Here is a 26,648-nt window from a genome sequence, read left to right as displayed (position 1 = left end):
ACGCAGGGGACGCAGATGGACGGTATGCTGGCAACCTCGGTGGTAACATCCAACCGCGGCCCGATTTCCGCCGACAGCACCACCACCGCCGACATGCCGGGCCGCGACGGCACCAGCCGCCCCCTTCCGCGCACGGCACGCCAGCAGACGCTGCGCCAGTCCATTTCCTGCGTCGGGACCGGCCTGCATACGGGGCGGCGAATCGCCCTGGCCCTGCACCCGGCACCGGAACATACCGGCATCGTCTTCCGACGCATCGACATGGACGGGCGCAGCATTCCGGCCCGGTTCGACCATGTCGCGGACACCCGCCTCAGCACCGTCATCGCCGATCCGCACGATCCCGCCCTGCGGGTCGCGACGATAGAACATCTGATGTCCGCATTGTCGGCGGGCGGCATCGACAATGCCTATGTCGACCTTGATGGGCCCGAGGTTCCGGTCTTCGACGGTTCGGCCGCCGATTTCGTCTTCCTGCTCGACTGCGCGGGGCATGTGGAGCAGACCGCCCCCCGCACGGTCATCGAGATCCTGCGCCCGGTCCGCGTCGCCGACGGTGATGCCTTCGCCGAACTGCGCCCGGGGCGCGAGGCCGGATTGTCGATGACGATGTCGATCGATTTTTCCGCCTCTGCGATCGGCGCGCAGACCTTCGCCATGCGCTTCGACCGGCAGGTCTTCCGGCGGGACCTCGCCAATTGCCGGACCTTCACCCTGCGCCAGGAAATCGAGGCGCTACATGCCGCAGGCCTGGCGCGCGGCGGATCGCTGGACAATGCGATCGTGGTCGACGGCGATGCCGTCCTCAACCCGACCGGACTGCGCCGTCCTGACGAATTCGTCCGTCACAAGATGATCGATGCGATCGGCGACCTGTACCTGGCCGGGGGCGTCCTCACCGGCCTGTTCACGGGTCACAAATCCGGTCATGCCCTGAACAACCGGCTGCTGCGGACGCTGTTCGCCGATCGCGGCGCGTGGCGCATCCGGACTCGCGCCCCCCAGGCGCAGGCCCTGCGCGTGGCGGCATGACCGGCAAATTCGATCCGACCCGCAACGAAAACGACAACACGGCCTTCACCCCGGCCCGCCGCATGATATAAGGCAGACCGAACTGGAAGAGCCGGCATGTCATTGCGCAGATTTCGATTCCCCTTCGCTGACCGTCCGACAGGCCGTCGTGCCGTCCGATATGCCTCGCTTTCCGTAATGCTGGTGCTTGCGGCCTGCGCCAGCAAGAAATCCGCGGACGAGATGGTATCCCGGATGGCGTCGGCCGACACGCTCTACAATAACGGGATCGACGCCCTGCGCAGCCAACGCTACCCGCTTGCCGCCGCCGAGTTCGAGGTCCTGCAGCAGAATTATCCCTACTCGGGATACACGGCCAACGCGCAGCTGATGGAAGGCTACGCCGACTATCTGCAGGATAAATATCCTGATGCCGTGCAGCAGCTGGACCGCTTCCTGGAATTGCATCCGACCAGTCCCGACGCCGCCTACGCCTTCTATCTTCGTGCCCTGTGCTATTACGAACAGGTGGCCGACGTGCAGCGCGATCAGCAGGGCACCGTCGAGGCGATGAACGCGCTGGAAGAGGTCGTCACCCGCTTCCCGCAATCGCCCTACGCCCGTGATGCCCAGCTCAAGATCGATCTCTGCCGCGACCATCTGGCCGGCAAGGAAATGCTCGTCGGCCGCTTCTACCAGCAGCAGCGCAATTACGAGGCCGCGGTCAATCGCTACCAGCGCGTGATCCAGGATTTCCAGACCACGAACCATGTCCCCGAGGCCTTGGAGCGACTGGTCGAGGTCTATCTGGACCTGGGCCTGACGGAGCAGGCGCGCCGCTCGGCGTCGGTGCTGTCCTACAATTATCCCGGCAGCAAATGGTACCGCTACAGCTACAACATGCTGCGCAGCGAACATCTGCTGGCCGCCGACATGCCGGTTCCGGTCTCCCCCCAGCACGACCATGGCGGGCCGGCGCGGCGCGGCTTCTTCTCCCGCGCGTGGCACGCGGTCTTCTGATCCGCGTGCGGTCCCGCCCCCTCCCGCGCGCTCCCTTCCCATGCTGACCCGCCTCTCGATCCGGGACGTCGTTCTGATCGAGAAGCTCGATCTGCCTTTTTCCCCCGGCCTGACCGTGCTGACGGGCGAAACCGGCGCGGGCAAGTCCATCCTGCTGGACAGTCTGGGCCTGGCGCTGGGCGACCGCGCCAGTGCCGGCCTGGTCCGCGCCGGCGCCGAGCAGGCCAGCGTGTCCGCATGCTTCGAAATCGCGCCCGACCATCCGCTGCACGCCCTGCTGGGCGAACAGGGCATCCTGATCGACGATCCGCGCGAACCGATCGTCCTGCGCCGGATCGTCGCCGCCGACGGTCGGTCCCGCGCCTATATCAACGACCAGCCGGCGGGCGTGAACCTGCTGCGTCGGGCGGCGGCACTGCTGGTCGAAATCCAGGGCCAGCACGAACAGATGGGGCTGGCCGACCAGTCCACCCATCTGGACCTTCTGGATGCGTTCGGCGTACCGCAGGCGCTGCGCGACGACACGGCGGCGGCCTACCGCGCCTGGATCGAAGCCACGGCCGCGCTCGCCGCCGCCCGCGCCGCGATGGAAAGCGCGGCGCGCGAGGAAGACTGGCTGCGCCAGTCGGTGGACGACCTGTCGGCCCTGGCCCCGCAGGAGGATGAGGAAACGCACCTGGCCGGCCTGCGCCAGTCCCTGCAGCAGGGCGAACGGCGCGCCGAAGCCATCGCCGCGGCCCTGGCCGACCTGACGCCGCGCGACCGGCGTGCCAGCGGGCCCGCGGCCGCCTTGCGCAATGCCAGCCGCACCTTGCAGCGCCTGCTGCCCGCACCGGGGACCGCGGACGGGTCCGATCAGCCGGGCGCCGAACAGCAGGCCATGGCGCAGGACGCCCTCGCCGCGCTGGAACGCGCCGAGGAGGCCCTGGCCGAGGCCGAAACGATGCTCTCGCGCCTCGCCGCGGAGTCCGAAGGCGATCCCCGCCTGCTGGAACAGACCGAGGAACGGCTGTTCGCCCTGCGGGCCGCCGCACGCAAGCACGGCGTGTCGGTCCCCGAACTGCCGGGCCTGCTGGCCGCCTTCACCAGCCGGCTGGCGGCACTGGATTCGGGCAATGCCCGCATCGGCGCGCTGGAGGCCACGATGCGGGACACCCGCACCCGCTTCGAGGCCGCCGCGCAGGCCCTGACCGCCGTGCGGGAAAAGACCGCCCGCCGCCTGGAGCAGGCCGTCACGGCGGAACTGCGCCCCCTGCGGCTGGAACGCGCGCGTTTCTTCGTCTCGCTGGTACCGCTGGCGCCCGAGGCCTGGAACGTGCGCGGGCGGGAACAGGCCGCCTTCCAGATCGCCGCAAACCCCGGCCAGCCCCCCGGCCCGCTGGCCAAGGTGGCGTCGGGCGGCGAATTGTCGCGCCTGATGCTGGCGCTCAAGGTCGTGCTGGCCGGACGCTCCGCGGTGCCGACCCTGGTGTTCGACGAGGTCGATTCGGGCGTCGGCGGGGCCACGGCCTCGGCCATCGGCGACAGGCTGTCGCGAGTGGGCCAGGATGTGCAGGTGCTGGTCGTCACCCACAGCCCGCAGGTCGCGGCCCGCGGCAACGCCCATCTGCGGATCAGCAAATCGGTCGTGAAGGGACGGACGGAAACCCGCGCCGAACCGCTGCCGGCGGCCGAGCGCCGCGAGGAAATCGCCCGCATGCTGGCCGGCGATATCATAACCGAGGCCGCGCGGGCGGCCGCCGACAGTCTTCTGCAGGGTTGAGAACGCCATGTCCCCCGCCACCACGCCGGATCCGGCCACGCTGGATGCCGCCACCCTGACCGAGGACCAGGCCCGTGCCGAGCTGGAGCGCCTGGCCCACGAGATCCGGCGCCTGGACCGCGCCTATTACGAGGACGATGCCCCCGCGGTCACCGACGCGCAGTACGACGCGCTGCGCCGCCGCAATGCCGAGGTCGAGGCCCTCTTCCCCTCCCTGCGCCGCGACGACAGCCCGTCGCTGCGGATCGGCGCGGCCCCCGCGGCCGCCTTCGGACGGCACCGGCACCTGGTGCCCATGCTGTCGCTGGACAACGTGTTCGACCGCGCGGATTTCGAATCCTTCGTCACCCGCGCCGCCCGCTTCCTGGGCCTGGACGAGGACCGGACCCAGGCATTGCGCTTCGTCGCGGAACCCAAGATCGACGGCCTGTCGATCAGCCTGACCTATGAAAACGGCCGTTTCGTCCGTGGCACCACCCGGGGCGACGGGACCGAGGGCGAGGACGTCACCGCCAATCTGCGGACCTTGCGCGACCTGCCGCTGCGGCTGAAGGGCGATGCCCCCGCGCTGATCGAGATCCGGGGCGAAGTCTTCCTGTCCAAACCCGCCTTCCTGGCCATCAACGCCGACCAGGCTGCTGCTGGGCAGAAGCTGTTCGCCAACCCGCGCAATGCGGCGGCCGGGTCGCTGCGCCAGCTGGACCCGGCGATCACCGCCCGCCGCCCGCTGTCGCTGTTCGCCTATGCGCAGGGATTCGCCAGCGGCCGGATCGCGGACACGCACTGGAACTATCTGGAGCGCCTGCGCCAGTGGGGTTTCGCGGTCAACCCGCTGTCGCGCCTGGTCGAGAGCGCGGCCGCCGCCGAATCCTTCATGGACGACATCGCCCGCGAACGCTCGGGCCTCGAATACGATATCGACGGCATCGTGTACAAGATCGACGATCTGGCGCTGCAGGACCGGCTGGGCTTCGTCGGTCGTGCGCCGCGCTGGGCAATCGCATGGAAGTTCCCCGCCGAACAGGCGATCACGCGCCTGCTTCGCATCGATATCCAGGTCGGCCGCACGGGTGCCCTGACGCCTGTCGCGACCCTGGAGCCGGTGAATGTCGGCGGCGTCATCGTCACCCGCGCCACCCTGCATAACGAGGACGAGATCGCCCGCAAGGACGTCCGTCCGGGCGATCTGGTACAGATCCAACGCGCGGGCGATGTCATTCCGCAGGTGCTGGGGGTGGTGCCGCCCGTCGCCGGCGACCCGCCCCGTGGCGAACCGTTCGTCTTCCCCCACGAATGCCCCATCTGCCATTCCCGGGCCGAGCGTCCGCCGGGCGAGGTCGTCTGGCGCTGCACCGGCGGCCTGACCTGCCCGGCGCAGGTGGTGGAACGGCTGATCCATTTCGTGTCGCGCGACGCCTTCGACATCGACGGGCTGGGCGAACGCACCATCACCGAATTCCATGCCGACGGCTTGCTGCAGACACCGGCGGACATTTTCCGCCTGCCCGGCCATGAGGGCGACATCGCCCGGCGCGAAGGCTGGGGTCCGCTGTCCGCGCGCAACCTGACGGCGGCGATCCGGACCCGGCAGACGATCGGGCTGGCGCGCTTCATCTACGCGCTGGGTATCCGCCGGATCGGTGCCAGCAACGCACGGCTGCTGGCGCGGCATTATGGATCGTATGCCAACTGGTTCGAGCAGATGCGGCGCGCCACGACGGTGGGATCTGACGAACGGCTGGCGCTGGGATCGATCACCGGGATCGGGTCGGCCATTGCCGACGAACTGGCGGCCTTCTTCCTGGAAGATCACAATATCGCCACCCTGCACGACCTGACGGCCATGCTGACGACCATCGAGGACGAGCAGGCCCCGGCCGAGGGCACCCTGTCCGGCCGGACCATCGTCTTCACCGGCACGCTTGTGACCATGTCCCGCCCCGAAGCCAAGGCAGTGGCCGAACGCCTGGGCGCGCGCGTGACCGACAGCGTGTCGAAGAAGACGGACCTGGTCGTGCTGGGCACCGATGCGGGTTCCAAGGCGCGCAAGGCGGCGGAACTGGGCATCGACACGCTGGACGAGGCCGGGTGGCGCGAACTGGCGGGCCTGCCGCCGGTATAGCAGGCCGCGCGGCAACCCTGCCGTGGCTGGCGGCGGAGACGAAAGATGCGCTACGCTGCGCACCGCATGCCCCATTCCATCACCGGGACCGTCCGTCCCCCCCTCCCGTCCCGTCCTGCCCTCTTGCCCGCGACGCGGCATGGCGCCGTCCGGGGGGGCCGGTCGTGATCCTGCTGGGCGGCCTGGTCGCCATCGTCCTGCTGATCGCCGTCAGCATCCTGATCTCGCTCTCGGAAATCTCGTTCGCGGCGGCACGCGAGGTCCGGCTGCGTACCCGTGCCGAGGCCGGCGACGCCCGCGCGGTCAATTTCCTGCGCCTACGCCGCAACAGCGGCCAGGTGATGACCGTCCTGCAGATCTGCCTGAACGCGGTCGGCGTGCTGGGCGGCGTCATCAGCAGCGAACTGATCACGCCGCCGCTGGCCCAGATCCTGCAATCGTTCGGCCTCGAGGAGGCTCTGGCCGGGCATATCGCCTCCACCGTCTCGTTCCTGGTGGTGACGGGCCTGTTCGTGCTGTTCGCCGACCTGCTGCCCAAGCGGATCGCGATGAACGCGCCGGACCGCGTGGCCCTGGCCATCGGCTGGTTCCCCGCGCTGGCGCTACGCGTGCTCTATCCGTCGGTCTGGATCTTCTCCAAGATCTCGGACGTCATCCTCCGCGCGCTGAAGATCCCGGCGGCATCGGCGGTTGATCCCGTGACGCCCGAGGACCTGCGCGCGATCCTGGCGGCCGGCACGGCATCGGGCATCCTGCTGGAGCAGGAACACCAGATGATCCAGAACGTGCTGGGCCTGCAGGATCGTTCTGTCACCTCAGCCATGACCCCGCGGGACGAGATCGTGTTCCTCGACGTACAGGAAAGCGCCGAAATCCAGCGCGACAAGGTCCGCGTCCGCCCCTATTCGCGCTATCCGCTCTGCGATGGCGGGCTGGACAACGTCATCGGCTCGATCCGGGCCGAGGACGTGCTGGCCGCGGTGGTCGAGGACGGGCCGGTGACCGAGCCCGCCGGCACCAGCCTGCCGGCGTCGGGCCAGATCTACCGCATGCGCCGCGACGTGCTGTCCCTGCCCGATACGCTCAATCTGTGGGACACGCTGGCGCAGTTCGACACCCATGGCGCGGGCTTCGCCTTGATCGTCAACGAATACGGGCTGGTCGTCGGGCTGATCACGTTCAAGGATATCATGGGCGCGCTGATGGACGGGCTGGCCAACCCGTTCGAGGAACAGGCGATCGTCCGCCGGGATGAAAATTCATGGCTGATCGACGGCGCCGCGCCCATCGGCGACGTGACCCGCGAACTGGGCATCGCCGCCCTCGCCGACGGCCATAACTTCGATACGATCGGCGGTTTCGTCATGCATCGCCTGCGCCGCATGGCCCGCAAGGCCGACCGGGTCGAAGCCGCGCATTTCCTGTTCGAAGTCGTCGACGTCGAAGGATTCCGCATCAACCAGCTCCTGGTCACCCGCCGCCCCCGCCGCCCGGACGCCGATCAGCCATAAACGCCGTACCGCGGTCGAGCGCGCCGCGCCCTCGGCATTTCGGAAATCACAGGAGTGGGAACCGTGTCTGTCTACCTGAATCGGCAAGGCCGGTCGGTCGTGGGCGTTTCATCCGTCTGAATGACCATCAATTCCGCCGGTCCGTCACCGACATTTCCGGCATCGTGCCCGACATGGCCCTGCTGATCCTTCCGGCTGAGCTGGTCTTCACCCACAGACACGTCTCCCGGTCCCATGACAACCTTGTGGCCGTCCATGGCCGTGACATACCACGCGCCACTGAGCGGTATGATCCACTGTACCTTCGGATCGGGATGCCACGCGCCGTTCCAGTGCGCCGGTTGCACGGTAAAGATCACCTGGCCGTGCTCGTTCTTCATCCTGTCCTGCCATTGGGGACCGGCAGGTTTCGACATGGTCTTGAGATCAAAGTCACGAACCGGACATTTCGTCATGTGGCTGACGCCCGCATGATCCGTCCAGTTATGCCAGTACCACATCGTCGGACGTGGCGGAGGAGTGTCCGCGCGGGCAGGTCCGATCATCCAGGCAGACGAAACGAACCCGGCAAGAATGGCGATACGTATCATCCTGCCTGCCTCGGCGGCGGCTGATAGCGTTTCTCGGGCGACACCGCATCGAAATGTTCGCGACTGGGCGTAGCCAGCAATTCAATGATCATTCCCCATGGCGCCTGCCCATAACAGAAAAAATTTCCGGGTCCTTCCTCGAGCGAAGGCTGCTTCTGCGGCTGGGTCAGCAACGTGCCGCCAGCCGCGGTGAAACGCCTGCAGCCTGCCTCGATGTCATCGACATAGACGGCGAAATGCTGGACGCCGAAATCGCACGGACGCACGGCAGGACGCTGGTCCGGTCCGTGCATTTCAAAGAGTTCGATGCAAGGTCCGGTCCCCAGGGCCACCATGCACATTTCACGCACGACCGTCCCCTCGGCGAGGCCGAGCGTCTTTTCCGTTTCCGGCCCTTTCTGCGGATGGTCGGGCGTGACGTTGCGGTACAGCGGCACGGCACCGAAAGCCCGCTCGAGAAACCGAATGGCTGCATCGATGTCGGAAACCGTCACGCCGACATGGTCTATGCCGCGCGGCAGGCCGGAACGATCATTGGAATCTTCCATGCTTATCTCCACACTCCATGTCCGAAAACAACGAACCGGACGATGGGTGGTTCCGATTGTCGCCGACCGAGATGACGTTTGAAAATATGATTTGATATTCGTATATTTTCTCGAATCGTCCCTCCATACGTCACTGTCCCGACGTCAGTATTCCGTTTTCTCTCCCTTCAGCGGCACCGATGTCGGTGTGCCTTTCGTGCCGGAATAGGTCAGGATCAGGACGGTCTGTTCATTGCCCGAGACACCGCGATGGGGGTCGTTCACGCTTTCGGTGAAGGCTTCGCCGGTATGGAACGTCTGCTCCTTACCCGTGGCGCGATCCTGAATCGTCAATTGCCCCGCCAGGACATAGCCCGCGTTCGGAACGGGATGAATATGCCACGGCAGTGCCGTGTGCGGCGGGATCGTCAGACGCAGGACCGTCAGTTGCGGGGGCGTGGCCGGATAATGCTGGTAAGCGACACCGTTCCAGGAATGGTCGCTCTTGACCAGGATATCGGCATGCCCCGAGGCGGTCTGCGAGTCCGGCCCGGCCGCATGGGCAAGAAGGGGGCTGCTCATCAGAAGTGTTGCTGCAAGGGCGGGCAGAAGGCGCATGGAATGTCTCCGCTACTGTTCGGCGCGTCCGTCGTCCCTGTGGACAGGACCAGGTCTCCCGTCATTGACGCATGAGACCTGCGAGCGGTTTCTTATGGCTGCCATGCGCGTGGGGGAGTCCTCGGTGACAGATCTCCAGAAATTTGCTTCTACAGCATGAAAAGATTTTTAATACCGGCATTCCGGCCACGTGCCCTGGCACGCCTGCCCTATCGCGGACATATCCGCAAACGACATGATCGCCCCGGTCAGAACAGGCCCGGATCGGGAATGCCGGGCATGGTGACGAAGCCGGGTCGCGCGCGCATGCGGCGCATCCAGCGCCGCAGCGCGGGGAAGGCTTCATGCCCGACTTCCCAGTCCCGGCAGAGGGCGAAGGACGGAAACAGGGCGACATCCGCCACTGTGGGGCCGTCACCCGCGAACCAGGGTCTGCCGTCCAGCCAGCGCAGGGCCAGGTGGTCCTCCATGATCCGCAGGGCGGCTGCCCCCTGACGACGCAATCCGTCGCGGTCACCCGGTTCGCCGAACAGGAAGACCCGGCGCGCCCGCACCGCAGCCGTCAGCGGCCCACCCGCGAACGCCAGCCAGTGCGCGACCTCCGCGAAGCCGGCCGGATCGCGCGGCAGCCACGTCCCTGACCCGTGCCCTCCTGACTCGTGCGCCAGCACCAGCAGCGCCGCCCCCGCGCCGCAGACATCGACGCCCGCGATCCGCAGGACGGGCAGTATTCCCGCCGGGCTGATGGCGCGGAAGGCCGGGCTGTCCTGCGCGCCGCCCGGCACGACATTCACCGCGACCGTCCGGGCCCGGTGTCCCAGCAGCGACAGGAACAGGCGGACGCGATAGCAATTTTCGTCCAACACGTCGTCGTGCAGCACAAGATCGGGCAGCACGAGATCGGTCATGCCGCCGCCCACGCGCCTTCGAGCCGGTCGCGCAGATCCTGCCCCCATACCGCCACCCGCCTTCGCCGATCCCGATCCGTGCCGACACCCGCCGGCCTGATGACCAGCAGATGCAGCATGCTGCGCGCCCGGTCGACCGGCAGCACCGCCGCCAGCACCAGCCCGTCGATGTCACGGTCCAGGCCGCCCGCCCGGCTGCCTGCCGGCAGGCCGATGGCCCGCGCCACCTCCTGCGCCGGGGCATCCACCGCCAGCGACCGAACGGGTACGCATGGTGCCGACACGCCGGTGGCGGGGCCATGCGCGGGCGCGTCGCCCAAGGCCACCCAGACCAGCCCGTCCCGCTCCGCCGCGGTCAGTGGATCAGCGCGCAATGTCGGCGGGGGCGACAATTCGGGATGGGCGGGAATATGGGCGCATCGCCCGTCCGGACCAAACCGCCATCCATGATACAGGCACGCCAGCATGCCGGCGCGCACGATCCCCAGGCTGAACCGCATGCCCCGATGCGGGCAACGGTCGTCCCAGACATGCGCCTGCCCGCCGGCGTCGCGCCAGACGACCAGGTCGCGGCCCAGCACCGTGCAGCCAGCCACTGTCCCCTCTTCCAGATCCATCGACAGCATCAGCGGGTACCAGCCATTCCCATGACCGGCACCATGACCGGCACCGTCGGCGGTCTCCCCTGCCGGCGCGCGCGCATGCGCCGGCCGCATCCGTTCGGCCATGCCCCGCATCCCTCCACGCCGGTCGGTTGCTTCCCGATAGCCCGGCGGCCAAAACCGTGCCATCCCTGTTCCATCACCGCAATGTTCCATCGCCGCCATCCAACCGAGGCCGACAATGATCCAGATCACCGGTCACGACGCCCTTCTGATCATCGACGTGCAGAACGATTTCCTGCCGCGCGGCCCGCTGGCGGTGCCGGACGGCGACGCGGTCATTCCGGTCATCAACCATCTGACGCGCCTGCCCTTCGGCCAGCAGGCCGCCAGCCAGGACTGGCATCCGCGCGGCCACGCGTCCTTCGCCAGTACCCACCCCCGCAACGCGGCCCCGGCCGGAAGCTGGCCGGACCATTGCATCGCCGGCACGCGCGGGGCGGATCTGGCGGCGGATCTGGACCAGACGCGGATCGGACTGGTCGTCCGCAAGGGCCGCGCGCCGCACGTCGACAGCTATTCCGCCTTTCTCGACAACGACCGCGTCACCCGCACCGGTCTGGAATACTGGCTATCGGGCATGGGAATACGCCGCGTCCTCATCGCCGGCCTGGCACTGGATTATTGCGTGGCCTTCACCGCCCTCGACGCAAAGGCCCTTGGTTTCGATACGTTCGTGATCGAAGATGCCTGTCGTGGGATCGCGCCCGCGCCCGACGCCACCTGGCGCACATTGGGCGGGCACGGCATCCACCGCGTACGGGCCGGCGATCTGGCGGGGGCCTGACCAGACCGGCGCGCAGTGCAAACGGGGGGAAGACGAACAGATGATCGTTCCGAATCGCGCATGACCAGCCGGATGCCGCGGGGGCGGCTTCTGACGCCGCGACGCCGCATGCTGGGGCTGGCCGCCGGGGCGGCAGGGTCCGCCCTGCTGCGCCCGGCGCCATTACGGGCAACAGCGGCGCCACGCCTCCTGCCCCCGGTGGCCGAGGCCGACGCGCTGATCGCCTTCGGCCATACCGGCCCGATCACCGACGGCGGCTGGACCGCCGCGCATAACCAGGGCGTACTGGCCGTCCGGCAGGCCTTTCCGCGCCTGCGCACCGTCTATGTCGAAAGCATCCCCTATTCCGCCGACGCGACGCGCATCTTCCGCCAGTTCGTCGCCGAGGGCGCGCAGATGGTCATCGCGACCTCGAACTATGGCGATTTCATCCGCGACGTGTCCGACCGGGCGCCCGAAGTCGCCTTCATGGAATGCGACGGCCACACCGTCACCGGCAATCTGGGCTGGCATTACATCACCCATTGGTACGCCAGCTACATCATCGGCATCGCGGCCGGTCTGATGACCCGGACCAACCGGATCGGCTTCGTCGGCTCGTTCCCGATTCCCTCGGTCTATGCAGGGGCCAATGCGGTGCTGCTGGGCGCGCGCGCGGTCAATCCGGCGGTGAGCTTGCAGGCCATCTCGATCAACGCCTGGTTCGACCCGCAGGCGGCGACGCAGGCGGGCACCGCCCTGGCCGAAAACGGGTGCGACTTCCTGTGCGGCATCATGGACGAACCCGCCTATCTGCGCGTGGCCCAGCAACGCGGCATCAAGGCGGCGATGTGGAACACCGACATGCGGCAATACGGCCCCGACGCCTATGTCAGCTCGGTCATGCTCGATTTCCGGGCATTCTATGTCGAACAGGTCCGCCGGCGTCTGGCGGGCACCTGGCGGGCGGCACCCTGCTTCCTGCCGCTGGGCCACGGCGTGGACCGCGACACATGGGGTAGCAGCGTGCCACCCGACATCGCACGGCAGGCCGATGCCATGCGCGCGCGCATCCTGGGCGGCTACAACCCGTTCCAGGGCCCGATCCGCGATGCCGCCGGGCGGGTCAGGGTGCCCGCCGGCGCCACGATGGACGACGACCATATCTACCAATGGGACTGGGCGGTGGAAGGGGTCAGCGGCCTTGACTGACGCACCATCCTCCGGCGAAGCGCCGCCGCTGCCGCCCGGCACGCCGCCGATCCTCCAGCTTATGGGGATCTCGAAATATTTCCCCGGCGTGATCGCTAACGCGGATGTCAGCCTGGACGTCCGACCGGGCGAGATCCACGCCCTGCTGGGCGAAAACGGCGCGGGCAAATCCACGCTGATGAACATCGTCACCGGCATTTATCAGCCCGACGCGGGCGAGATCGTGCTGGACGGCTACGCCCAACGCCTGGCCTCGCCGCAGGAGGCGATCCGAGCCGGCATCGGCATGGTGCATCAGCATTTCAAGCTGGTGCAGGCCTTCACTGTGGCCGAAAATATCCATCTGGGCTGGCGCGACACGCCCCCCCGGGCCTCGACCCGCGTGCTGGAGGCCCGCACCCGCGCCCTGTCCGAACGGTTCGGCTTCGCCGTCCGGCCCGACGCCCGGATCGCCGATCTGTCGGCGGGCGAACAGCAGCGGGTCGAAATCCTGCGCGTGCTGGCGCGCCAGGCCCGGCTGCTGATCCTGGACGAGCCCACGGCGGTCCTGACGCCCACCGAGGCGCGCGACCTGTTCCGCGCCCTGCAGGTTTTCCGCGCCCAGGGCAACGCCGTCATCCTCATCAGTCACAAGCTGGACGAGGTCATGGACATCTCGGACCGGATCAGCATCCTGCGCGGCGGCCGCAAGATCGGCACCTTCGCGACGGCTGACTGCACGCCCGCGATGCTGGCCCGGACCATGGTGGGGCGCGACATCGTCCGCCGCGACCTGCGCGCCCGTCCGCCCGGCGCCGCCCCGGTGGCGGCCCGGCCGGCCCTGGGCCTGCGCCACGTCACCACCCGCGACGAACGGGGGATCGAAACCCTGCGTGACGTGACGCTGGACCTGCACGGCGGGGAAATCCTGGGCATCGCCGGCGTCGCGGGAAACGGCCAGCGCGAACTGACGCAGGTGCTGACGGGCCTGCTGGCCCCCGACGCCGGCGACATCCTGCTGGACGGCGTCCCGGTCGCGACGCCCGACCCCGCGCATTTCGCGCGCGCCGGCATCGGTCACATCCCCGAGGACCGGCTCCGCAGCGGTCTGGCCCCGTCGCTGGACATCGCCGACAACATGGCGCTGCGTGAATATGATCGCCCGCCGATCGGCGGGCGCGGCGGCTATGCCCCCCGCGCGGCGCAGGCCCTGGCGCGCCAGATCGCCGACGCGGCCGCCGTCCGCATTCCCGATTACGCCATGCCGATCCGCAACCTGTCCGGCGGCAACCAGCAACGCCTGGTCGCCCGGCGCGAGATCCGGATCGCCGATCGGATCCTGGTCGCCGCCTACCCCAGCCGGGGGCTGGATATCGGGGCGATCGCGACCGTCCTGGGCTACCTGACCGACCTGCGCGACCGGGGCGTCGCCATCGTCCTGGTGTCGGAGGATCTGGAGGAACTGCTGAACGTGGCCGACCGGATCGGGATCCTGTTCCAGGGCCGCCTGATGGCCACGATCGACGCCGCGACGGCGGACATGGAAACCATCGGCCTGCTGATGGGCGGCCGCACCGCCGCGCATACAGGGGGGACGACCTGATGGCCCGCATCGTCCAGCGCCTGCCCTCGGTTTCCCCGACGCGCCTGCTGATATGGCGGGCGGGCGCCGTCATCGCGGCGCTGCTGCTGACCACCCTGTTCCTGGCCCTGTCGGGACGCGACCCGGCGCTGCTGGCCGAACTGGTCGTGCGCTCCACCGTCGGGTCGCGCTTCGGGCTGGAGGATCTGGCCCTGTTCATGACGCCGCTGATGCTGACGGGTGCCGCCGTCACCGTCACCAGCCGGATCGGCATCTGGAACATCGGCGCGGAGGGCCAGTTCTACGCCGGGGCGATCGGCGCCGCCGGGATCGGCCTGTTCGTGCATGGGCCAGCCCTGCTGGTCCTGCCGCTGATGACATTCTGCGGCGTGCTGTGCGGCATGGCGTGGATCCTGGTCCCGACCCTGGCCCGGGCCTATGCCAGCGTGAACGAGATCATCACCACCCTGCTGCTCAATTTCGTCGCGGCGCTGCTGACATCATACTTGGCGGTCGGACCATGGCATGACCGCGTGACCGGCGCCCTGGCGTCGACCGCGCGGCTGCCGGTCGCCATCCCCGACCTCTGGGGCGTCGTCCATTGGGGCTTCCCGCTGGCTCTGGCGGTGGTGGCGATCCTGGCAGCGACGCTGGACCGCACCCGCTGGGGCTATGAGGTCCGGATCAGCGGCGCGAATCCCGAGGCCGCGCGCTACGCCGGAATACCGGTGCGGGCGCGCATCGTGGCGGTCATGCTGCTGTCGGGCGCGCTGGCCGCCCTGGCCGGCGTGTCCGAGGTCGCGGGCACCGTCCATCGCCTGCAAGGCGGCATTGCCAATAATTTCGGCTATTTCGGCATCGTGGTGGCGGTCCTGGCGCGCGGGTCATGCCTGAACGTGCTGCCGGCGGCGCTGCTGATGGCCTTCATCCTCGATTCCGGCATCGTGCTGCAAACCCAGCAACTGACGGCATCCACGGTCCTGGCCATTACCGGCCTGGTCCTGTTCATGATCTCCATCGGCGACGAACTGGCCCATTACCGTCCCGTCTCCACAAGCAAGGAGGCCGCACCATGATCGCGCTGTTGACCGGCATGCTGGCCACCGCCGTGCTGGCAGGCGGCGTGCTGGCGCTGGCCGCGCTGGGCGAGGTCCTGGCCGAACGGGTCGGCGTCACCAACCTGGGTGTCGAGGGTCTGATGTCCCTGGGCGCGGTCGTCGCCATCATCACCGTCGTCGCGACCCCCAATCCCTGGCTGGGCCTGCTGGCCGCCACAGTAGCGGGGGCGGCGGGCGGCATGGTCTTCGCCTGCGCCGCCGTCATCATGCGCGCCAACCAGGTGCTGTGCGGACTGGCCGTCACCTTCATGGGGCTGGGTCTGTCGGCGACCATCGGGCACGATTATGCCGGCATGCCCTCGCCCGCCACCTTCGGCCATGTGGCAATCCCGATCCTGTCGGCACTGCCGATCGTCGGGCCGGCGGTCTTCGCGCAGAACCTGCTGGTCTATCTGATCTATCTGGTGCTGCCGGCGGCGGCGCACTGGGTGATGTTCCATACGCGCCATGGGCTGAACATGCGCGCGGTGGGCGAAAACCCGGCGGCGGCCGACGCGGCGGGCATTGCCGTCACGTCCATGCGGTTCTGGTACGTCACGCTGGGCGCGGGCCTGGCGGGAGCGGCCGGCGGCTACCTGACCCTGACCTACGTGCCCGTCTGGTCCGAAGGGTTGATCGCCGGGCGCGGCTGGATTGCGCTGGCGCTGGTGATCTTCGCCGGCTACCGCCCGTTCGCCGCCACGCTGTCCGGCCTGCTGTTCGGCCTGATCACCGCGCTGTCCTTCGTCGGGCAGGCCCGGAACTGGCCGATCGCCCCCGCAATCCTGAACATGCTGCCCTATCTGGGCACCATCGCCTTCATCATCGTCCCGGTCGTCGTCTGGCACCGGATACGCCGCGTCATGGCCGCGCCCGCGGCGCTGGGCGTCCCCTACCACCGTGACATCAGATAGGGGAAATGCATGACCGATACCCGCCACTCCGACCGCGCCGATCCCGACGACCGCGCGGTGCTGAATTGCTGGCACGCCATCGGCTTCCTGGACAGCCTCGGCCCCACCGGCATGCGCACGCGCCTGCTGGGCGTCGACCTGACGGTCCGGCGTCATCGGAACGGGGCGATCGCGGTACGGGGCGCCGGACGCACTGACCCGCTGCCGGTCGCCGAACGGCATGGCTGCCTGTGGACCAGCCTGGGCACGCCGCCCGCCGCCCCGGTATCGATCCCCGACGCCGATGAACCCGACCGCCGGCTGGTCTGCTGCGGATCGGTCGAGGTCCATGCCTCGGGCTTGCGGGTGGTCGAGAATTTCCTCGACCTCGCGCATTTTCCCTTCGTCCATACCGGCATCCTGGGGGCCGAGCCCGAGACCGAAGTCTCCCGCTATCATACCGAAATCCGCCGCGACGTGGACGAAGTCTGGGCGACCGACTGCCGCTTCCATCAGCCACAGGCCGCGCATTCCTCCCACACCGGGGTCGAGGCGCAGTACATCTACCGTGTCGCGTCGCCGTTCGTGACCCTGCTGTACAAATCCTGCCCGAACGATCCCGTGCGTCCCGACGTGATCGCCCTGTTCATCCAGCCAACCGCGCCGGATCGCTGCCGGGCCCATCCGGTCATGTTCCTGATCGACGATTCATCCCCCCAGGCGGAATTGATCCAGTTCCAGCAACGTATCTTCCTGCAGGACCGCATCATCCTGGAAAACCAGCGCCCCCGCCTGCTGCCGCTGGACCCACGCGCGGAAATCCCGACCCGCGCCGACTCCCTGTCGGTCGCCTATCGGCGTTGGCTGAAGGAAAAACAGGTGCGCTACGGCGCGGTCCACACGGCGGCAAGCCTCAGGGCGCTGCCCTGAAACCGCCAAAGGCCGCCGGCCTCCGGAAACCGGTCTGCTCCGGATCCAGGGCGACAGAGGCTGGTCTGACATGCGACGCATCGGATCCCCAACAGGGCGCATGCCGGACCATTTTCTCTCTCAGGTTGGTCCGACCGGCAGCGACCAATACTGGCCCGGCGCCTCGGCCTGCAGGACGTTGAAACAGATCTTGCGGGCATAGGCCGACGAGCCGACGGTGTCGGGCATCCGGCCCAGCAGCTTCATTTCATCGACATATTGCGCCACCTGCACGCGCAGATCGGCCCCGACCGGACTGATGCCCAGCGTCTCGTGCCGCAGCATCGCACGCAGTTCGTCCGCCCCCATGCCAGCAATCTGCCCGGCCAGCAGGGTTGCCACCTGGTCCGGCTGTGCCCTGATCCAGTCCGATGCCGCGCGCAACGCCATCACCAGCGCGACCGCAGCCGCCGGGTCGGATTGCAGGAAGGCGTCCGACAGGCCGAGTGCCAGGTTCGTGCGCTCCCCATAATGGCCGGTCGTGCTGTTCGCCAGTTCCGAAAACGGCGAGTCCGCGCCGCGCAGCAGCTGCCACGCCAGCGGGTCATGCGCGGCCACCGCGTCGATCTCGCCCGCCCGGGCGGCGTCCAGGACCTGGTCCGGCGGCACGATCACCCAATGCACCCCGCCCTCGGGGTCGATGCCCTTGCGCCGCATCATCACCGAAAAGAACAGCCGATCCGCCATGTCCTGGTCGGTCACGGCGATTCGCAGGCCCGCGACATTGTCCAGGCGCGTGACCTTTACCCCCCGGCGCAGCAGCAGCCTGAACGCCCCCGATTGTATGCCGGCGACGATCCGTGCCTGAAGACCGCCCTCGCGGAACAGGTCCAGCCACGTCAGAAGCGGCGCGACGGCACCGACGCAGCGCCCGCCGCGCAGGTCGGCGACGGTGCCCCGCCCGGTACGCGCGCCCTCGATCGGCACGACGTCCAGGTTATAGCGGTCGAAGAAGCGCGCCCGCGCAACCACGAACACCAGCGTGTTGGACGTCGGCCAGGACAGGACCAGCCGCCGAAACCGGCCGTCCGGCCGTGCCTTGTAATAGGTCGGCGGGTGCCGGATCTGGTTGCGGATCACCAGCCCGGCCGTCAGTGCCACCCCCACGCCCGCCCCCGCGATCACCGTGCGACGATGCAGCACCAGCCGTCCGGATCGCCCGCTGCCTTCGCCCATGCCGCCGCCCCATTCCACTCGTTGTCTCACCCGCCAGACGCCCCCGTGCGAAGACGTACCCTATGTCGGATGAGGGCTCTCCTACCCGTCAAAAAAAACATCCGGAAGGGGGTTTACGTCCAAACCGGACCTCCGCTATACGGTGCCCCGGCGCTGATCCCGAATAGCTCAGTTGGTAGAGCAAGCGACTGTTAATCGCTGGGTCGTAGGTTCGAGTCCTACTTCGGGAGCCACCCTTTTTCCTTGCATCATACAGCATGGGCCGGTCCATCGAGCGCGCCGCGGGCGCCGGCCGAAGCCGACGACCCACGCGCTATTGCGCCGGCCGGATATCGTCCAGCCGGTCCAGACGCCGCAGGCCGGGGAACAGCCGCATCCACAGCAGGGTCACGGCAATCGTTCCGACACCGCCCAGCACCACGGCCTCCACCGGGCCGATCAGGCTGGCCAGCATGCCGCTCTCGAACTCGCCCAGCTGGTTCGACGACCCGATGAACAGCATGTTCACCGCCGAGACCCGTCCGCGCATCTCGTCGGGCGTGCGCAACTGCACCAGTGCGCCGCGCACCACCACGCTGACGACGTCGGCGCCCCCCAGGATCGCCAGCGCCAGAATCGACAGCGGCATCGAATCCGACAGGCCGAAACCGATCGTCGCGACCCCGAAAATCGCCACCGCGACGAACATCCACATTCCTGCATTGCGATTCAGCGGCCAGCGCGCAAAGGCCAGGGCACAGACCAGCGCACCCACGGCCGGCGACATCCGCAGCAATCCAAGGCCGATCGGGCCGGCATGCAGGATATCGTTGGCATAGAGCGGCAGCATCGCCGTCGCCCCCCCCAGCAGGACCGCGAACAGGTCCAGCGAGATCGCGCCCAGCATCTCGGGCTGCGCGCGGATGAAATGCAGTCCCCCCAGCACCGTCGCCAGGGTCATCGGACGCCGCACCCGCGCCGGTGCCTCCAGCTTCATGGCCAGCGTCCCCATCATGGCCAGGCCAAACCCCGCGGTGCAGGTGGCGTAACAGAACCCGGCCCCGATTCCATATAACAGCCCCCCCATCGACGGCCCCATGATGGAGGCCACCTGGAACAGCGAGGACGACAGCGCGGCAGCCCGCGGAAAGACAGACGGCGGCACCAGGGCGGGCAGGAATGTCTGCTGGCTGGGCATCTCGAACGCGCGGGCGGTGCCGAACAGGGCGACCATCATGTAGATCATCGGCGGCGTCAGCCAGTGGCCGAACGATCCGACCGCCATCAGCAGCGCGCCGCAGGCCTCCAGCCCCTGGCAGGTGGCGACGATCATGCGCCGGTTGAAATGGTCCGCCACATGGCCCGCGATCAGCGTCAGGCAGAACATTGGCAGGAACTGCGCCAGGCCGACCCAGGCAAGCGACCGCGCAGTGTGCGTCAGCATGTAGATCTGCCAGCCGACCGCCACGGCCTGGACCTGCGACGAGAACGAGGACAGGGTTCGCGCCGTCAGGAAGACGACGAAACCCGGATGATCGAGGGGCCGGGAGGAGCGTGAAGGCAGCGGATCGTCGGCCTGGTCGCCTGGTACGGATCGCGTTTCGGAATGAGCGTTCATGATGTGGCGACAATAGCGGTCCGCCGCACCTTTTCCACCCGCATGCATGACGAATTCCTGGTCACGGAACCGCTAACGTCCGTTTGCAAAACGGTCGCCGCGCGGGCAAAACCATCCAATGACAGACATCGACCCGTCCAGCCTGCCTCCCCTCACGGATATCGAGACGTTCGCGCGTTTGGACATCCGCGTCGGTACCGTGGTGGACGCCAGGCCGTTTCCCGCGGCGCGCAAGCCGGCCTACCAGTTGTGGATCGATTTTGGCCCCCGGATCGGCGTGAAACGCTCGTCCGCGCAGATCACGACCCATTACACGCCCGAGCTGCTGATCGGCCGCCAGGTCTGCGCCGTGGTCAATTTCCCGCCACGGCAGATCGGCCCCTTCCGCAGCGAGGTGCTGACCCTGGGCATGCCCGACGACAGGGGCGACGTCGTCCTGATTAGACCCGACCAAACCGTGCCAGACGGAGGAAAGCTGTTCTGATGGCCACTACCTACGCAACCGTCACCTGGGACCAGCTTCACCGCGACGCCCGCCTGCTGGCCGAGACCCTGATCCCCCGCGGCCCGTTCAAGGGCATCGTCGCCGTCACGCGCGGCGGCCTGATTCCCGCAGCGATCATCGCGCGTGAAATCGACTGCCGCCTGATCGAAACGGTGTCGGTGGTCACCTATGACGAGGAGCATCAGGGCAAGCCGCAGGTCGTCAAGGCGCCGACCGCTGCCGGCGACGGTGAGGGGTTCCTGATCATCGACGACCTGGTCGATTCCGGGGTCACCGCGCAGATCGTCCGGCAATTGCTGCCCAAGGCGCTGTTCGCCTGCCTGTACGCCAAGCCGTCGGGCAAGCCGCTGACCGACATGTTCGTCGTCGAGGTCCCGCAGGCGACCTGGGTGCTGTTCCCGTGGGACACCGCTCCGCTGTTCATTCCGCCACTGGCCCGCAAGTCCGAGACCGCGAGCTGACACGGAGCCGCACGCCGTCATGACCAGCGCCCCCCCGCCCCCCACCGCCATCCCGGCGACCGAGGCCTTCAGCCCGGCGACCGCCGACCTCGACACCTGGCCCGTCCCGGTGCAGGTCGCGTCGCTGTGGGAAGGACAGATGACGGCGGTGGCGGCCATCCGGCCGGCCCTGTCCGCCATCGCGACGGCGGTCGAGGCCGCCCTGCCCCGCCTGCGCGCCGGCGGCCGCCTGGTCTATGCCGGTGCCGGCAGCTCGGGACGGCTGGCCGCGCAGGACGGCGCGGAGCTGGAACCGACATTCGACTGGCCGGCCAGCCGGACGATCCTGCTGATCGCCGGCGGCCCCCGCGCGCTGACCGAGGCCGTCGAGAACGCCGAGGACGATACCGACAGCGCGCGGCACGACATGCAGGCGGCGGGGGTCGGACCGAATGACGTCCTGATCGCCCTGGCCGCCAGCGGACGCACCCCGTACACCCTGGCCTGCGTCCGGACGGCGAACGATGTCGGCGCGCTGACGATCGGGGTGGCCAACAGCGCCGGGTCCGCCCTTCTGGACAGCGCCACCCATCCGATCCTGCTCGAAACCGGCGCGGAAGCGATCGCGGGATCGACGCGCATGAAGGCCGGCACATCGCAGAAGATCGTGCTGAACCTGCTGTCGACCGCGATGATGGTGGGGCTGGGCCGCGTCCATGCCGGCCGCATGGTCGACATGCGCGCCCGCAACGAAAAGCTGCGCCACCGCGCCGTGCGCATGGTGCGGGACCTGACCGGCTGCACCGCGGAGGCAGCCGCGTCTGCCCTGGCGGGCACCGACGGGCGCGTCAAGCCCGCGATCCTGGTGGTGCACGGCCTGACGCCGGACGATGCCGCGTCCACCCTGGCGCGCCATGACGGAGTGCTGCGGGCGGCTCTCCGTTCCGTGACGGCGGGCACCGCTGGCGTGTGACGAAATTTTCACGCGGGCGCTTGCCAGAGTGCGCAAGGACTCATAGCTTCCCCGCAGGTTCGGGGCGTGGCGCAGCCTGGTAGCGCGCGTGTTTTGGGTACACGAGGCCCCCGGTTCGAGTCCGGGCGCCCCGACCAGCGGGAAGAAGGAGTTTCATTCCATGCGGGCCCGAATCTACAAGGAAGCGAAGACCGCCACGCAATCCGGCCAGGCGAACACGCACGACTGGATCCTGGAATACGGCCAGACGCAGCCCCGGCAGCAGGATCCGCTGATGGGCTGGACCGGAAGCCGGGACACCCGGTCGCAGATCCGCCTGCGCTTCCCCGACCGCGATGCCGCCATCGCCTACGCCGACCGCCACGCGGTGCCGTACGACCTGGAACTGCCCATCGCACGCGTCCGCAAGCCCAAGGTCTATGCCGACAATTTCCGGTACGACCGGGTCCAGAACTGGACGCACTGACCGGGTTCCGGCATAGGGATCCCGGCCCCGCGCGCCCTTAGCTCAGTCGGATAGAGCAACAGCCTTCTAAGCTGTGGGTCGCTGGTTCGAATCCAGCAGGGCGCGCCAATATCAATGGGTTAGCCGACGAGAAGTTTGCAGGTTTGCAAATCGGTTTGCATAACCCGTTCGGTTGTTTTGCATACGTACACGTTCGCTTTTCCGCGACGACGCCAGGCGAACGATAGCACTGGTGGGTGCCGCGCCATGCCGTTCCCACACCGCCATCCCACTGACGGCCACTGACGTCGCGCGAGGCAAGTAGACGTCGATAATCCCCTGTCGCCCCCTACGCCTGCAACAACGCCAGCAGAACCTCGATCTCGTCGCGCACGGGCTTGGCCGATGGCAGGAAAGCGCAATAGGCGTGCCCGAGCTTCAGCGAAACTGACGAGAGCGAGATCAGCCGCCCCGCCTCCAGGTCGGGGCGGGCAAGCGCACGCTGGGCAAGCGCAATACCCAGCCCCGACCGCGCTGCCGAGATCGCCAGGCTGGACAAGCCGACGCGCCGTCCATGCGCCGGATCCGGCCGCAGGCCCATCCCCGCATGCCGAAACCAGTCCGACCAGGTGGGGTGCGATGCGTAGGTCGGACCCCAATGCGTATGGATGAAGGCGCTCGGGTGGAAATCACCCAGATTCCCGCCGGGGGGCACATGGCGGTGCCAGAACTCGGGCGAGCACACCGGCGTCACCTCGTCATGTACCAGGCGCATGACCTTGAGACCGGGATAATGATAATCGCCATAGCTGACGCGCAGGTCGATATCATGCCGAGCAAGGTCGATCGGATCGTCCTCCACACGGATGTCGATTGCGATTCGCGGGTCGCGGTCGACCAGACCGGAAAGCCGCGGCACCAGCCAGGCTTCGGCGAGCGAAAAAGGCACGCTGACGACAAGCCTTGGACGTAGCTCGCCTTCCAGAATCCGGCTTGTCACGGCCGCGATGTCGTCCAGCGCGCGCGACGTCTGCGGATAGATCGCATGGCCGGCATCCGTCATCGTGATGCGGTTGCCGTTACGTAGAAAGAGTTGCTTGCCGAAATAGGCTTCCAGGTTACGCACATGCTGGCTCACCGCGGCGGAGGAGACCCCCAGTTCACCAGCGGCAAGCGTAAAGCTGCCGCTGCGGGCGGCGACCTCGAAAGCCTTCATCGCGTTCAGCGGCGGCAATTTCTTCATGGTCATTCCGAAATATTTTCTTTCGAAGACCTAACAATTTGGCCGGTTGAGGAAAAGATTTAATTGGCGCCCTCTTGCTGCCGCAAGGAGGAGCACACCATGAAGGATCTCATCGACCTCGACCGCTACCCGCTTGACCGCGAAAATTCCGGCGCATGGTCCGCACTTGTGGAAAAATCCAGGGCCGAACTGGCCCGGGACGGCATGTTCAATCTCGAAGGCTTCCTGCGACCGGGCGTCGCAGAAAAGGCGGTGGCCGAAATACGTCCGATCATGGCATCGCGATCGCATGAGCACAGGCGCTGGCACAATATCTATTTCAAGCCGGACCTTCCCGGCCTTGCCGCCGATCACCCCGCCTTGCAAAAGGTGGAGACGATCAACCATACCGTCTGTGCCGACCAGTTTCCGGACAGCCTTATACTGGCGGTCTATGAGTACGAACCGCTGATCCGCTTCCTGGCGGCAACGATGGACAAGCCGCGGCTGTACGCCATGGAAGACCCGCTGGCGCGCGCCAACGTCATGTCCTATCGGCAGGGCGAGGCGCTGAACTGGCATTTCGACCGCTCCGAATTCACCACGACGCTGCTGCTGCAGGCAGCCGAACAGGGCGGCGAATTCGAATATCGGACCGATCTACGCTCGGATGACGATCCGAACTATGACGGGGTTGCCCGCCTTCTGGCGGGTCACGACGAACAGGCCCGGATCATGAAGGTACGGCCGGGCACGCTCAACGTCTTCCGCGGCAAGAATACGGCGCACCGCGTCACCACGGTCAGGGGCCGCCGCGACCGCATGATAGCGGTGTTTTCATACTACGAACGGCCCGGCGTGACGTTCAGCCCGGAAGAGCGCCTCGGCTTCTACGGCCGGTCGAGGTAGCCGAACCTGACCGGGGGCGCAGCCGGCCGGCCGGCCGGCTCGCCCCTTCCGGCGGGCGCGGCACATGCCGGCATTCAACTGTCACGGACCATATTTTTTCACATTCTGAATACTTTCTTACCTCTTGGACGAAATTATGAATAAAATTTCGTATTAGTGTAAACAAATTATCTATACAATATAGAATAATCCGAAATCAAGTGATTGCAGAACCATTTAAATCAAATTTATCTGAGTTTTTTGAATACAAATTCCATCACAAACCTTACTATCGCCAAATTTTACGAATATTTTTCTTCCATTTCTGAACATTTTTTCGTATGGAAGATTGCATATGAACATCAAAACGAAAGGATGGTTGGCTCAATCCATTTTTATTCGCATCAAAATCACGCAGATGGTGTGATTTATCGTCATTCAGCTTCGTATTTTCCTGAATGCACGTCCATGACTTACTCATAGCGATTTCTTCCTGTGTCTTTATTATCCGCCCCTCGGATAACTCGGATAACATTGTCAGACACCGGATCTGCTTCAGCGCCCACGGCGCGCATCCCTACATGATGATTTCGAATCGCCGCGTCCCACGGACCACGATTTCGAATGCAGCTTGCATCGATGCTTCGTAATGAGGCGAAGCCCCTCATAGTTATGTTGGCTGCCTGTTAAAGAGGAGCATCTCCCCTTGACGCAGACAGACGTTCTGTCCGACCGCCCCTCCCTGGCCGACAGGATCGGCATTCCACGACCCCTTCTCTGGGGGTTTGTCGGGTTGCTGCTCTTCATGATCGGCGATGGCGTAGAGGCCGGCTATCTGGCGCCTTATCTCGAAAATCACGGCCAATCCGCACGCGACGTGGCGTTCCTGTTCACGGTCTATGGTGTCGCGGTCTCCATTTCCTCCTGGCTGTCGGGCCCGCTGTCGGACCTGTGGGGACCGAAGCGGGTCATGTGGATCGGTCTGGCCATCTGGAGCGTGTTCGAGGTGGCCTTCCTGGTCATGGGCCTGCAGGTCGGCAGCTACCCGATGATGGTCGTCGCCTATACGCTGCGCGGACTGGGTTATCCCCTGTTCGCCTATGGCTTCCTGGTCTGGATCGCCGCCGCGACCCCGCCGCGCCAGCTCGGCTCCGCCGCCGGCTGGTTCTGGTTCGCGTTTTCGGGCGGACTGCCGACGCTGGGGTCGCTGTTCGCCAGCTTCGCCATTCCGGTCATCGGCGAACTCGCCACCTTCTGGTCGTCGCTGGGCCTGGTGGTCGCCGGCGGCCTGGTGGCGTTGCTGCTGACGCGCGAACGCGTGGGGGCGAGCCGCCTGGCCCCGCAGCATGTCTCCGTGAAGGGAATCTTCTTCGGTTCCCTCAGCATCCTGTGGCGCGAGCCCAAGACGTTCGTGGCGATGATCGTCCGCACCATCGACACGGCGTCGGAATACGCGTTCCTGGTGATCATGCCGTCCTTCTTCATGAAGGTCGTCGGCTTCACCCTGTCGCAGTGGCTGCAGCTGCTGTCGATTGTGTTCCTCAGCAACATCCTGTTCAACCTGGTATCGGGGATGCTGGCCGACCGCCTGGGACATCGCACGGTGGTGTCGATCGCGGGCTGCCTGGGGGCGGCGATCTCGGTGCCGGTCTTCTATTACGTGCCGATGGCCTATCACGGCAATTTCCTGGTCGCCTCACTGGCCGGCATCTTCTACGGCGCGACGGTCGCGGCCTTCGTGCCGCTGTCGGGCCTGGTGCCGCAGATCTGTCCGAAGGAAAAGGCGGCCGCCCTGTCCGCACTGGGCCTGGGCGCCGGCGCCAGCACCTGGGTCGGTCCCGCCATCGTCACCTGGTTCGAAGGCTGGCACGGGATCGAGGGCATCATCTGGATCTTCTCCGGCCTCTATGCCTTCGCCGGGATCCTGACCCTGTACCTGTCCGTTCCGGACCATGCCCGCGCGGAGGCTGCAACGGCCCAGCGTGCTGGTCGATACGCGGATCAACGCACCGACCGGCACGCGGACGGCATGTACGGCGAAACCCCCGTCCTGCATTGACCCGATCCGGGACGGCACCATCCACGCCGTCCCGGCCCACGCTCCGGCCTTCCGCATGGAAGGCCGGGTGTCTGCCCGGTTGCATCCCCCGACAAAACCATGAATAAGAATGCC

At 67.1% G+C, this 26,648-nt stretch carries 25 protein-coding genes and 3 tRNA genes; 20 read left to right on the top strand and 8 right to left on the bottom strand.

Annotated features, from left to right (window positions below):
- Positions 1 to 93: 93 nt before the first annotated feature.
- From lpxC to HLH28_RS02160, 5 genes are all read left to right on the top strand, one after another.
- Positions 94 to 1,032 (top strand): UDP-3-O-acyl-N-acetylglucosamine deacetylase, encoded by a 939-nt coding sequence (lpxC, locus tag HLH28_RS02180; protein ID WP_182953909.1) that lies wholly within the window; start codon positions 94 to 96, stop codon positions 1,030 to 1,032.
- A gap of 96 nt (positions 1,033 to 1,128) precedes the next feature.
- A complete protein-coding gene (locus HLH28_RS02175) occupies positions 1,129 to 2,031 on the top strand; it encodes an outer membrane protein assembly factor BamD (RefSeq protein ID WP_182953679.1) in 903 nt (300 codons plus the stop codon).
- Positions 2,032 to 2,071: 40 nt separating this feature from the next.
- Complete coding sequence (recN, locus tag HLH28_RS02170) at positions 2,072 to 3,793, top strand: DNA repair protein RecN (RefSeq protein ID WP_182953676.1); 1,722 nt, start codon at positions 2,072 to 2,074, stop codon at positions 3,791 to 3,793.
- 7 nt (positions 3,794 to 3,800) lie between these two features.
- A complete protein-coding gene (ligA, locus tag HLH28_RS02165; RefSeq protein ID WP_182953671.1) occupies positions 3,801 to 5,915 on the top strand; it encodes an NAD-dependent DNA ligase LigA in 2,115 nt (704 codons plus the stop codon).
- Positions 5,916 to 6,079: 164 nt separating this feature from the next.
- On the top strand, positions 6,080 to 7,426 hold the full coding sequence (locus tag HLH28_RS02160) for a CNNM domain-containing protein (RefSeq protein ID WP_182953669.1): 1,347 nt from the start codon (positions 6,080 to 6,082) through the stop codon (positions 7,424 to 7,426).
- A gap of 71 nt (positions 7,427 to 7,497) precedes the next feature.
- On the opposite strand, the gene HLH28_RS02155 is transcribed toward HLH28_RS02160, so the two are convergent.
- The 5 genes from HLH28_RS02155 to HLH28_RS02135 all read right to left on the bottom strand — a co-directional run bounded on the left by HLH28_RS02155 (position 7,498) and on the right by HLH28_RS02135 (position 10,797).
- The gene (locus HLH28_RS02155) at positions 7,498 to 7,971 is read right to left on the bottom strand and encodes a cupin domain-containing protein (protein ID WP_246395618.1); all 474 of its coding nucleotides are present in this window, start codon (positions 7,969 to 7,971) and stop codon (positions 7,498 to 7,500) included.
- A gap of 41 nt (positions 7,972 to 8,012) precedes the next feature.
- The gene (locus tag HLH28_RS02150) at positions 8,013 to 8,564 is read right to left on the bottom strand and encodes a VOC family protein (RefSeq protein ID WP_182953906.1); all 552 of its coding nucleotides are present in this window, start codon (positions 8,562 to 8,564) and stop codon (positions 8,013 to 8,015) included.
- A 144-nt stretch (positions 8,565 to 8,708) separates the two neighbouring features.
- A complete protein-coding gene (locus tag HLH28_RS02145; RefSeq protein ID WP_246395617.1) occupies positions 8,709 to 9,125 on the bottom strand; it encodes a cupin domain-containing protein in 417 nt (138 codons plus the stop codon).
- Between the two features lie 284 nt (positions 9,126 to 9,409).
- The gene (locus HLH28_RS02140) at positions 9,410 to 10,069 is read right to left on the bottom strand and encodes a glutathione S-transferase family protein (RefSeq protein ID WP_246395586.1); all 660 of its coding nucleotides are present in this window, start codon (positions 10,067 to 10,069) and stop codon (positions 9,410 to 9,412) included.
- On the bottom strand, positions 10,066 to 10,797 hold the full coding sequence (locus HLH28_RS02135; protein WP_246395585.1) for a Rieske (2Fe-2S) protein: 732 nt from the start codon (positions 10,795 to 10,797) through the stop codon (positions 10,066 to 10,068). The genes HLH28_RS02140 and HLH28_RS02135 overlap by 4 nt, the downstream gene beginning before the upstream one ends.
- 115 nt (positions 10,798 to 10,912) lie before the next feature.
- On the opposite strand from HLH28_RS02135, the gene pncA reads away from it, so the two are divergent.
- The 6 genes from pncA to HLH28_RS02105 all read left to right on the top strand — a co-directional run bounded on the left by pncA (position 10,913) and on the right by HLH28_RS02105 (position 17,190).
- Positions 10,913 to 11,518, top strand: a complete 606-nt coding sequence (gene pncA / locus HLH28_RS02130) for a bifunctional nicotinamidase/pyrazinamidase (RefSeq protein ID WP_182953662.1) — start codon at positions 10,913 to 10,915, stop codon at positions 11,516 to 11,518.
- Between the two features lie 60 nt (positions 11,519 to 11,578).
- On the top strand, positions 11,579 to 12,709 hold the full coding sequence (locus HLH28_RS02125; RefSeq protein ID WP_182953660.1) for a BMP family ABC transporter substrate-binding protein: 1,131 nt from the start codon (positions 11,579 to 11,581) through the stop codon (positions 12,707 to 12,709).
- A gap of 61 nt (positions 12,710 to 12,770) precedes the next feature.
- Positions 12,771 to 14,291: an ABC transporter ATP-binding protein gene (locus HLH28_RS02120; RefSeq protein WP_246395616.1), complete on the top strand. Its 1,521-nt coding sequence runs from the start codon at positions 12,771 to 12,773 to the stop codon at positions 14,289 to 14,291.
- Entirely contained in the window at positions 14,291 to 15,346 is a 1,056-nt protein-coding gene (locus HLH28_RS02115) for an ABC transporter permease (RefSeq protein ID WP_182953656.1), read from the top strand. Before HLH28_RS02120 ends, HLH28_RS02115 begins: the two co-directional genes overlap by 1 nt.
- Entirely contained in the window at positions 15,343 to 16,281 is a 939-nt protein-coding gene (locus tag HLH28_RS02110) for an ABC transporter permease (protein WP_182953653.1), read from the top strand. Before HLH28_RS02115 ends, HLH28_RS02110 begins: the two co-directional genes overlap by 4 nt.
- A gap of 9 nt (positions 16,282 to 16,290) precedes the next feature.
- Positions 16,291 to 17,190 (top strand): aromatic ring-hydroxylating oxygenase subunit alpha, encoded by a 900-nt coding sequence (locus HLH28_RS02105; protein WP_182953651.1) that lies wholly within the window; start codon positions 16,291 to 16,293, stop codon positions 17,188 to 17,190.
- Positions 17,191 to 17,310: 120 nt separating this feature from the next.
- Here the strand turns inward: HLH28_RS02105 and HLH28_RS02100 are convergent, their stop codons facing one another.
- Positions 17,311 to 18,405 carry an ABC transporter substrate-binding protein gene (locus tag HLH28_RS02100; RefSeq protein WP_182953648.1) on the bottom strand — a complete coding sequence of 365 codons (1,095 nt, stop codon included), beginning with the start codon at positions 18,403 to 18,405 and terminating at the stop codon, positions 17,311 to 17,313.
- Positions 18,406 to 18,562: 157 nt separating this feature from the next.
- On the opposite strand from HLH28_RS02100, the gene HLH28_RS02095 reads away from it, so the two are divergent.
- Positions 18,563 to 18,638 (top strand) — tRNA-Asn (locus HLH28_RS02095).
- Between the two features lie 80 nt (positions 18,639 to 18,718).
- On the opposite strand, the gene HLH28_RS02090 is transcribed toward HLH28_RS02095, so the two are convergent.
- Positions 18,719 to 20,002, bottom strand: coding sequence for an MFS transporter (locus HLH28_RS02090; protein WP_182953899.1), 1,284 nt, complete (start codon positions 20,000 to 20,002; stop codon positions 18,719 to 18,721).
- Positions 20,003 to 20,120: 118 nt separating this feature from the next.
- Here HLH28_RS02090 and HLH28_RS02085 point away from each other — a divergent pair, with 118 nt between their 5' ends.
- The 6 genes from HLH28_RS02085 to HLH28_RS02060 all read left to right on the top strand — a co-directional run bounded on the left by HLH28_RS02085 (position 20,121) and on the right by HLH28_RS02060 (position 22,494).
- Positions 20,121 to 20,486 carry a tRNA-binding protein gene (locus HLH28_RS02085; protein WP_182953647.1) on the top strand — a complete coding sequence of 122 codons (366 nt, stop codon included), beginning with the start codon at positions 20,121 to 20,123 and terminating at the stop codon, positions 20,484 to 20,486.
- Positions 20,486 to 20,968, top strand: a complete 483-nt coding sequence (gene gpt, locus HLH28_RS02080) for a xanthine phosphoribosyltransferase (protein WP_182953646.1) — start codon at positions 20,486 to 20,488, stop codon at positions 20,966 to 20,968. The genes HLH28_RS02085 and gpt overlap by 1 nt, the downstream gene beginning before the upstream one ends.
- A 19-nt stretch (positions 20,969 to 20,987) precedes the next feature.
- Positions 20,988 to 21,920 (top strand): N-acetylmuramic acid 6-phosphate etherase, encoded by a 933-nt coding sequence (locus HLH28_RS02075; RefSeq protein ID WP_182953643.1) that lies wholly within the window; start codon positions 20,988 to 20,990, stop codon positions 21,918 to 21,920.
- A 60-nt stretch (positions 21,921 to 21,980) separates the two neighbouring features.
- Positions 21,981 to 22,057: transfer RNA gene (locus tag HLH28_RS02070), tRNA-Pro, on the top strand.
- Between the two features lie 23 nt (positions 22,058 to 22,080).
- Positions 22,081 to 22,386 carry an ETC complex I subunit gene (locus HLH28_RS02065; RefSeq protein ID WP_182953641.1) on the top strand — a complete coding sequence of 102 codons (306 nt, stop codon included), beginning with the start codon at positions 22,081 to 22,083 and terminating at the stop codon, positions 22,384 to 22,386.
- 31 nt (positions 22,387 to 22,417) lie between these two features.
- A tRNA-Arg gene (locus tag HLH28_RS02060) sits at positions 22,418 to 22,494 on the top strand.
- 220 nt (positions 22,495 to 22,714) lie between these two features.
- On the opposite strand, the gene HLH28_RS02055 is transcribed toward HLH28_RS02060, so the two are convergent.
- Positions 22,715 to 23,614, bottom strand: a complete 900-nt coding sequence (locus HLH28_RS02055) for a LysR substrate-binding domain-containing protein (RefSeq protein ID WP_220789879.1) — start codon at positions 23,612 to 23,614, stop codon at positions 22,715 to 22,717.
- Between the two features lie 93 nt (positions 23,615 to 23,707).
- Between HLH28_RS02055 and HLH28_RS02050 the strand changes: the two genes are divergently transcribed.
- The gene (locus HLH28_RS02050) at positions 23,708 to 24,496 is read left to right on the top strand and encodes a HalD/BesD family halogenase (RefSeq protein ID WP_182953639.1); all 789 of its coding nucleotides are present in this window, start codon (positions 23,708 to 23,710) and stop codon (positions 24,494 to 24,496) included.
- 685 nt (positions 24,497 to 25,181) lie between these two features.
- Positions 25,182 to 26,534, top strand: coding sequence for an MFS transporter (locus tag HLH28_RS02045; RefSeq protein WP_182953637.1), 1,353 nt, complete (start codon positions 25,182 to 25,184; stop codon positions 26,532 to 26,534).
- Positions 26,535 to 26,648: the final 114 nt, after the last annotated feature.

Source organism: Gluconacetobacter tumulisoli (assembly GCF_014174155.1).
In the GTDB taxonomy this organism is placed as follows: Bacteria; Pseudomonadota; Alphaproteobacteria; order Acetobacterales; family Acetobacteraceae; genus Gluconacetobacter; species Gluconacetobacter tumulisoli.
Note: the sequence above shows the minus strand (reverse complement) of the source record. Positions and strands in the feature narration are given on the sequence as shown.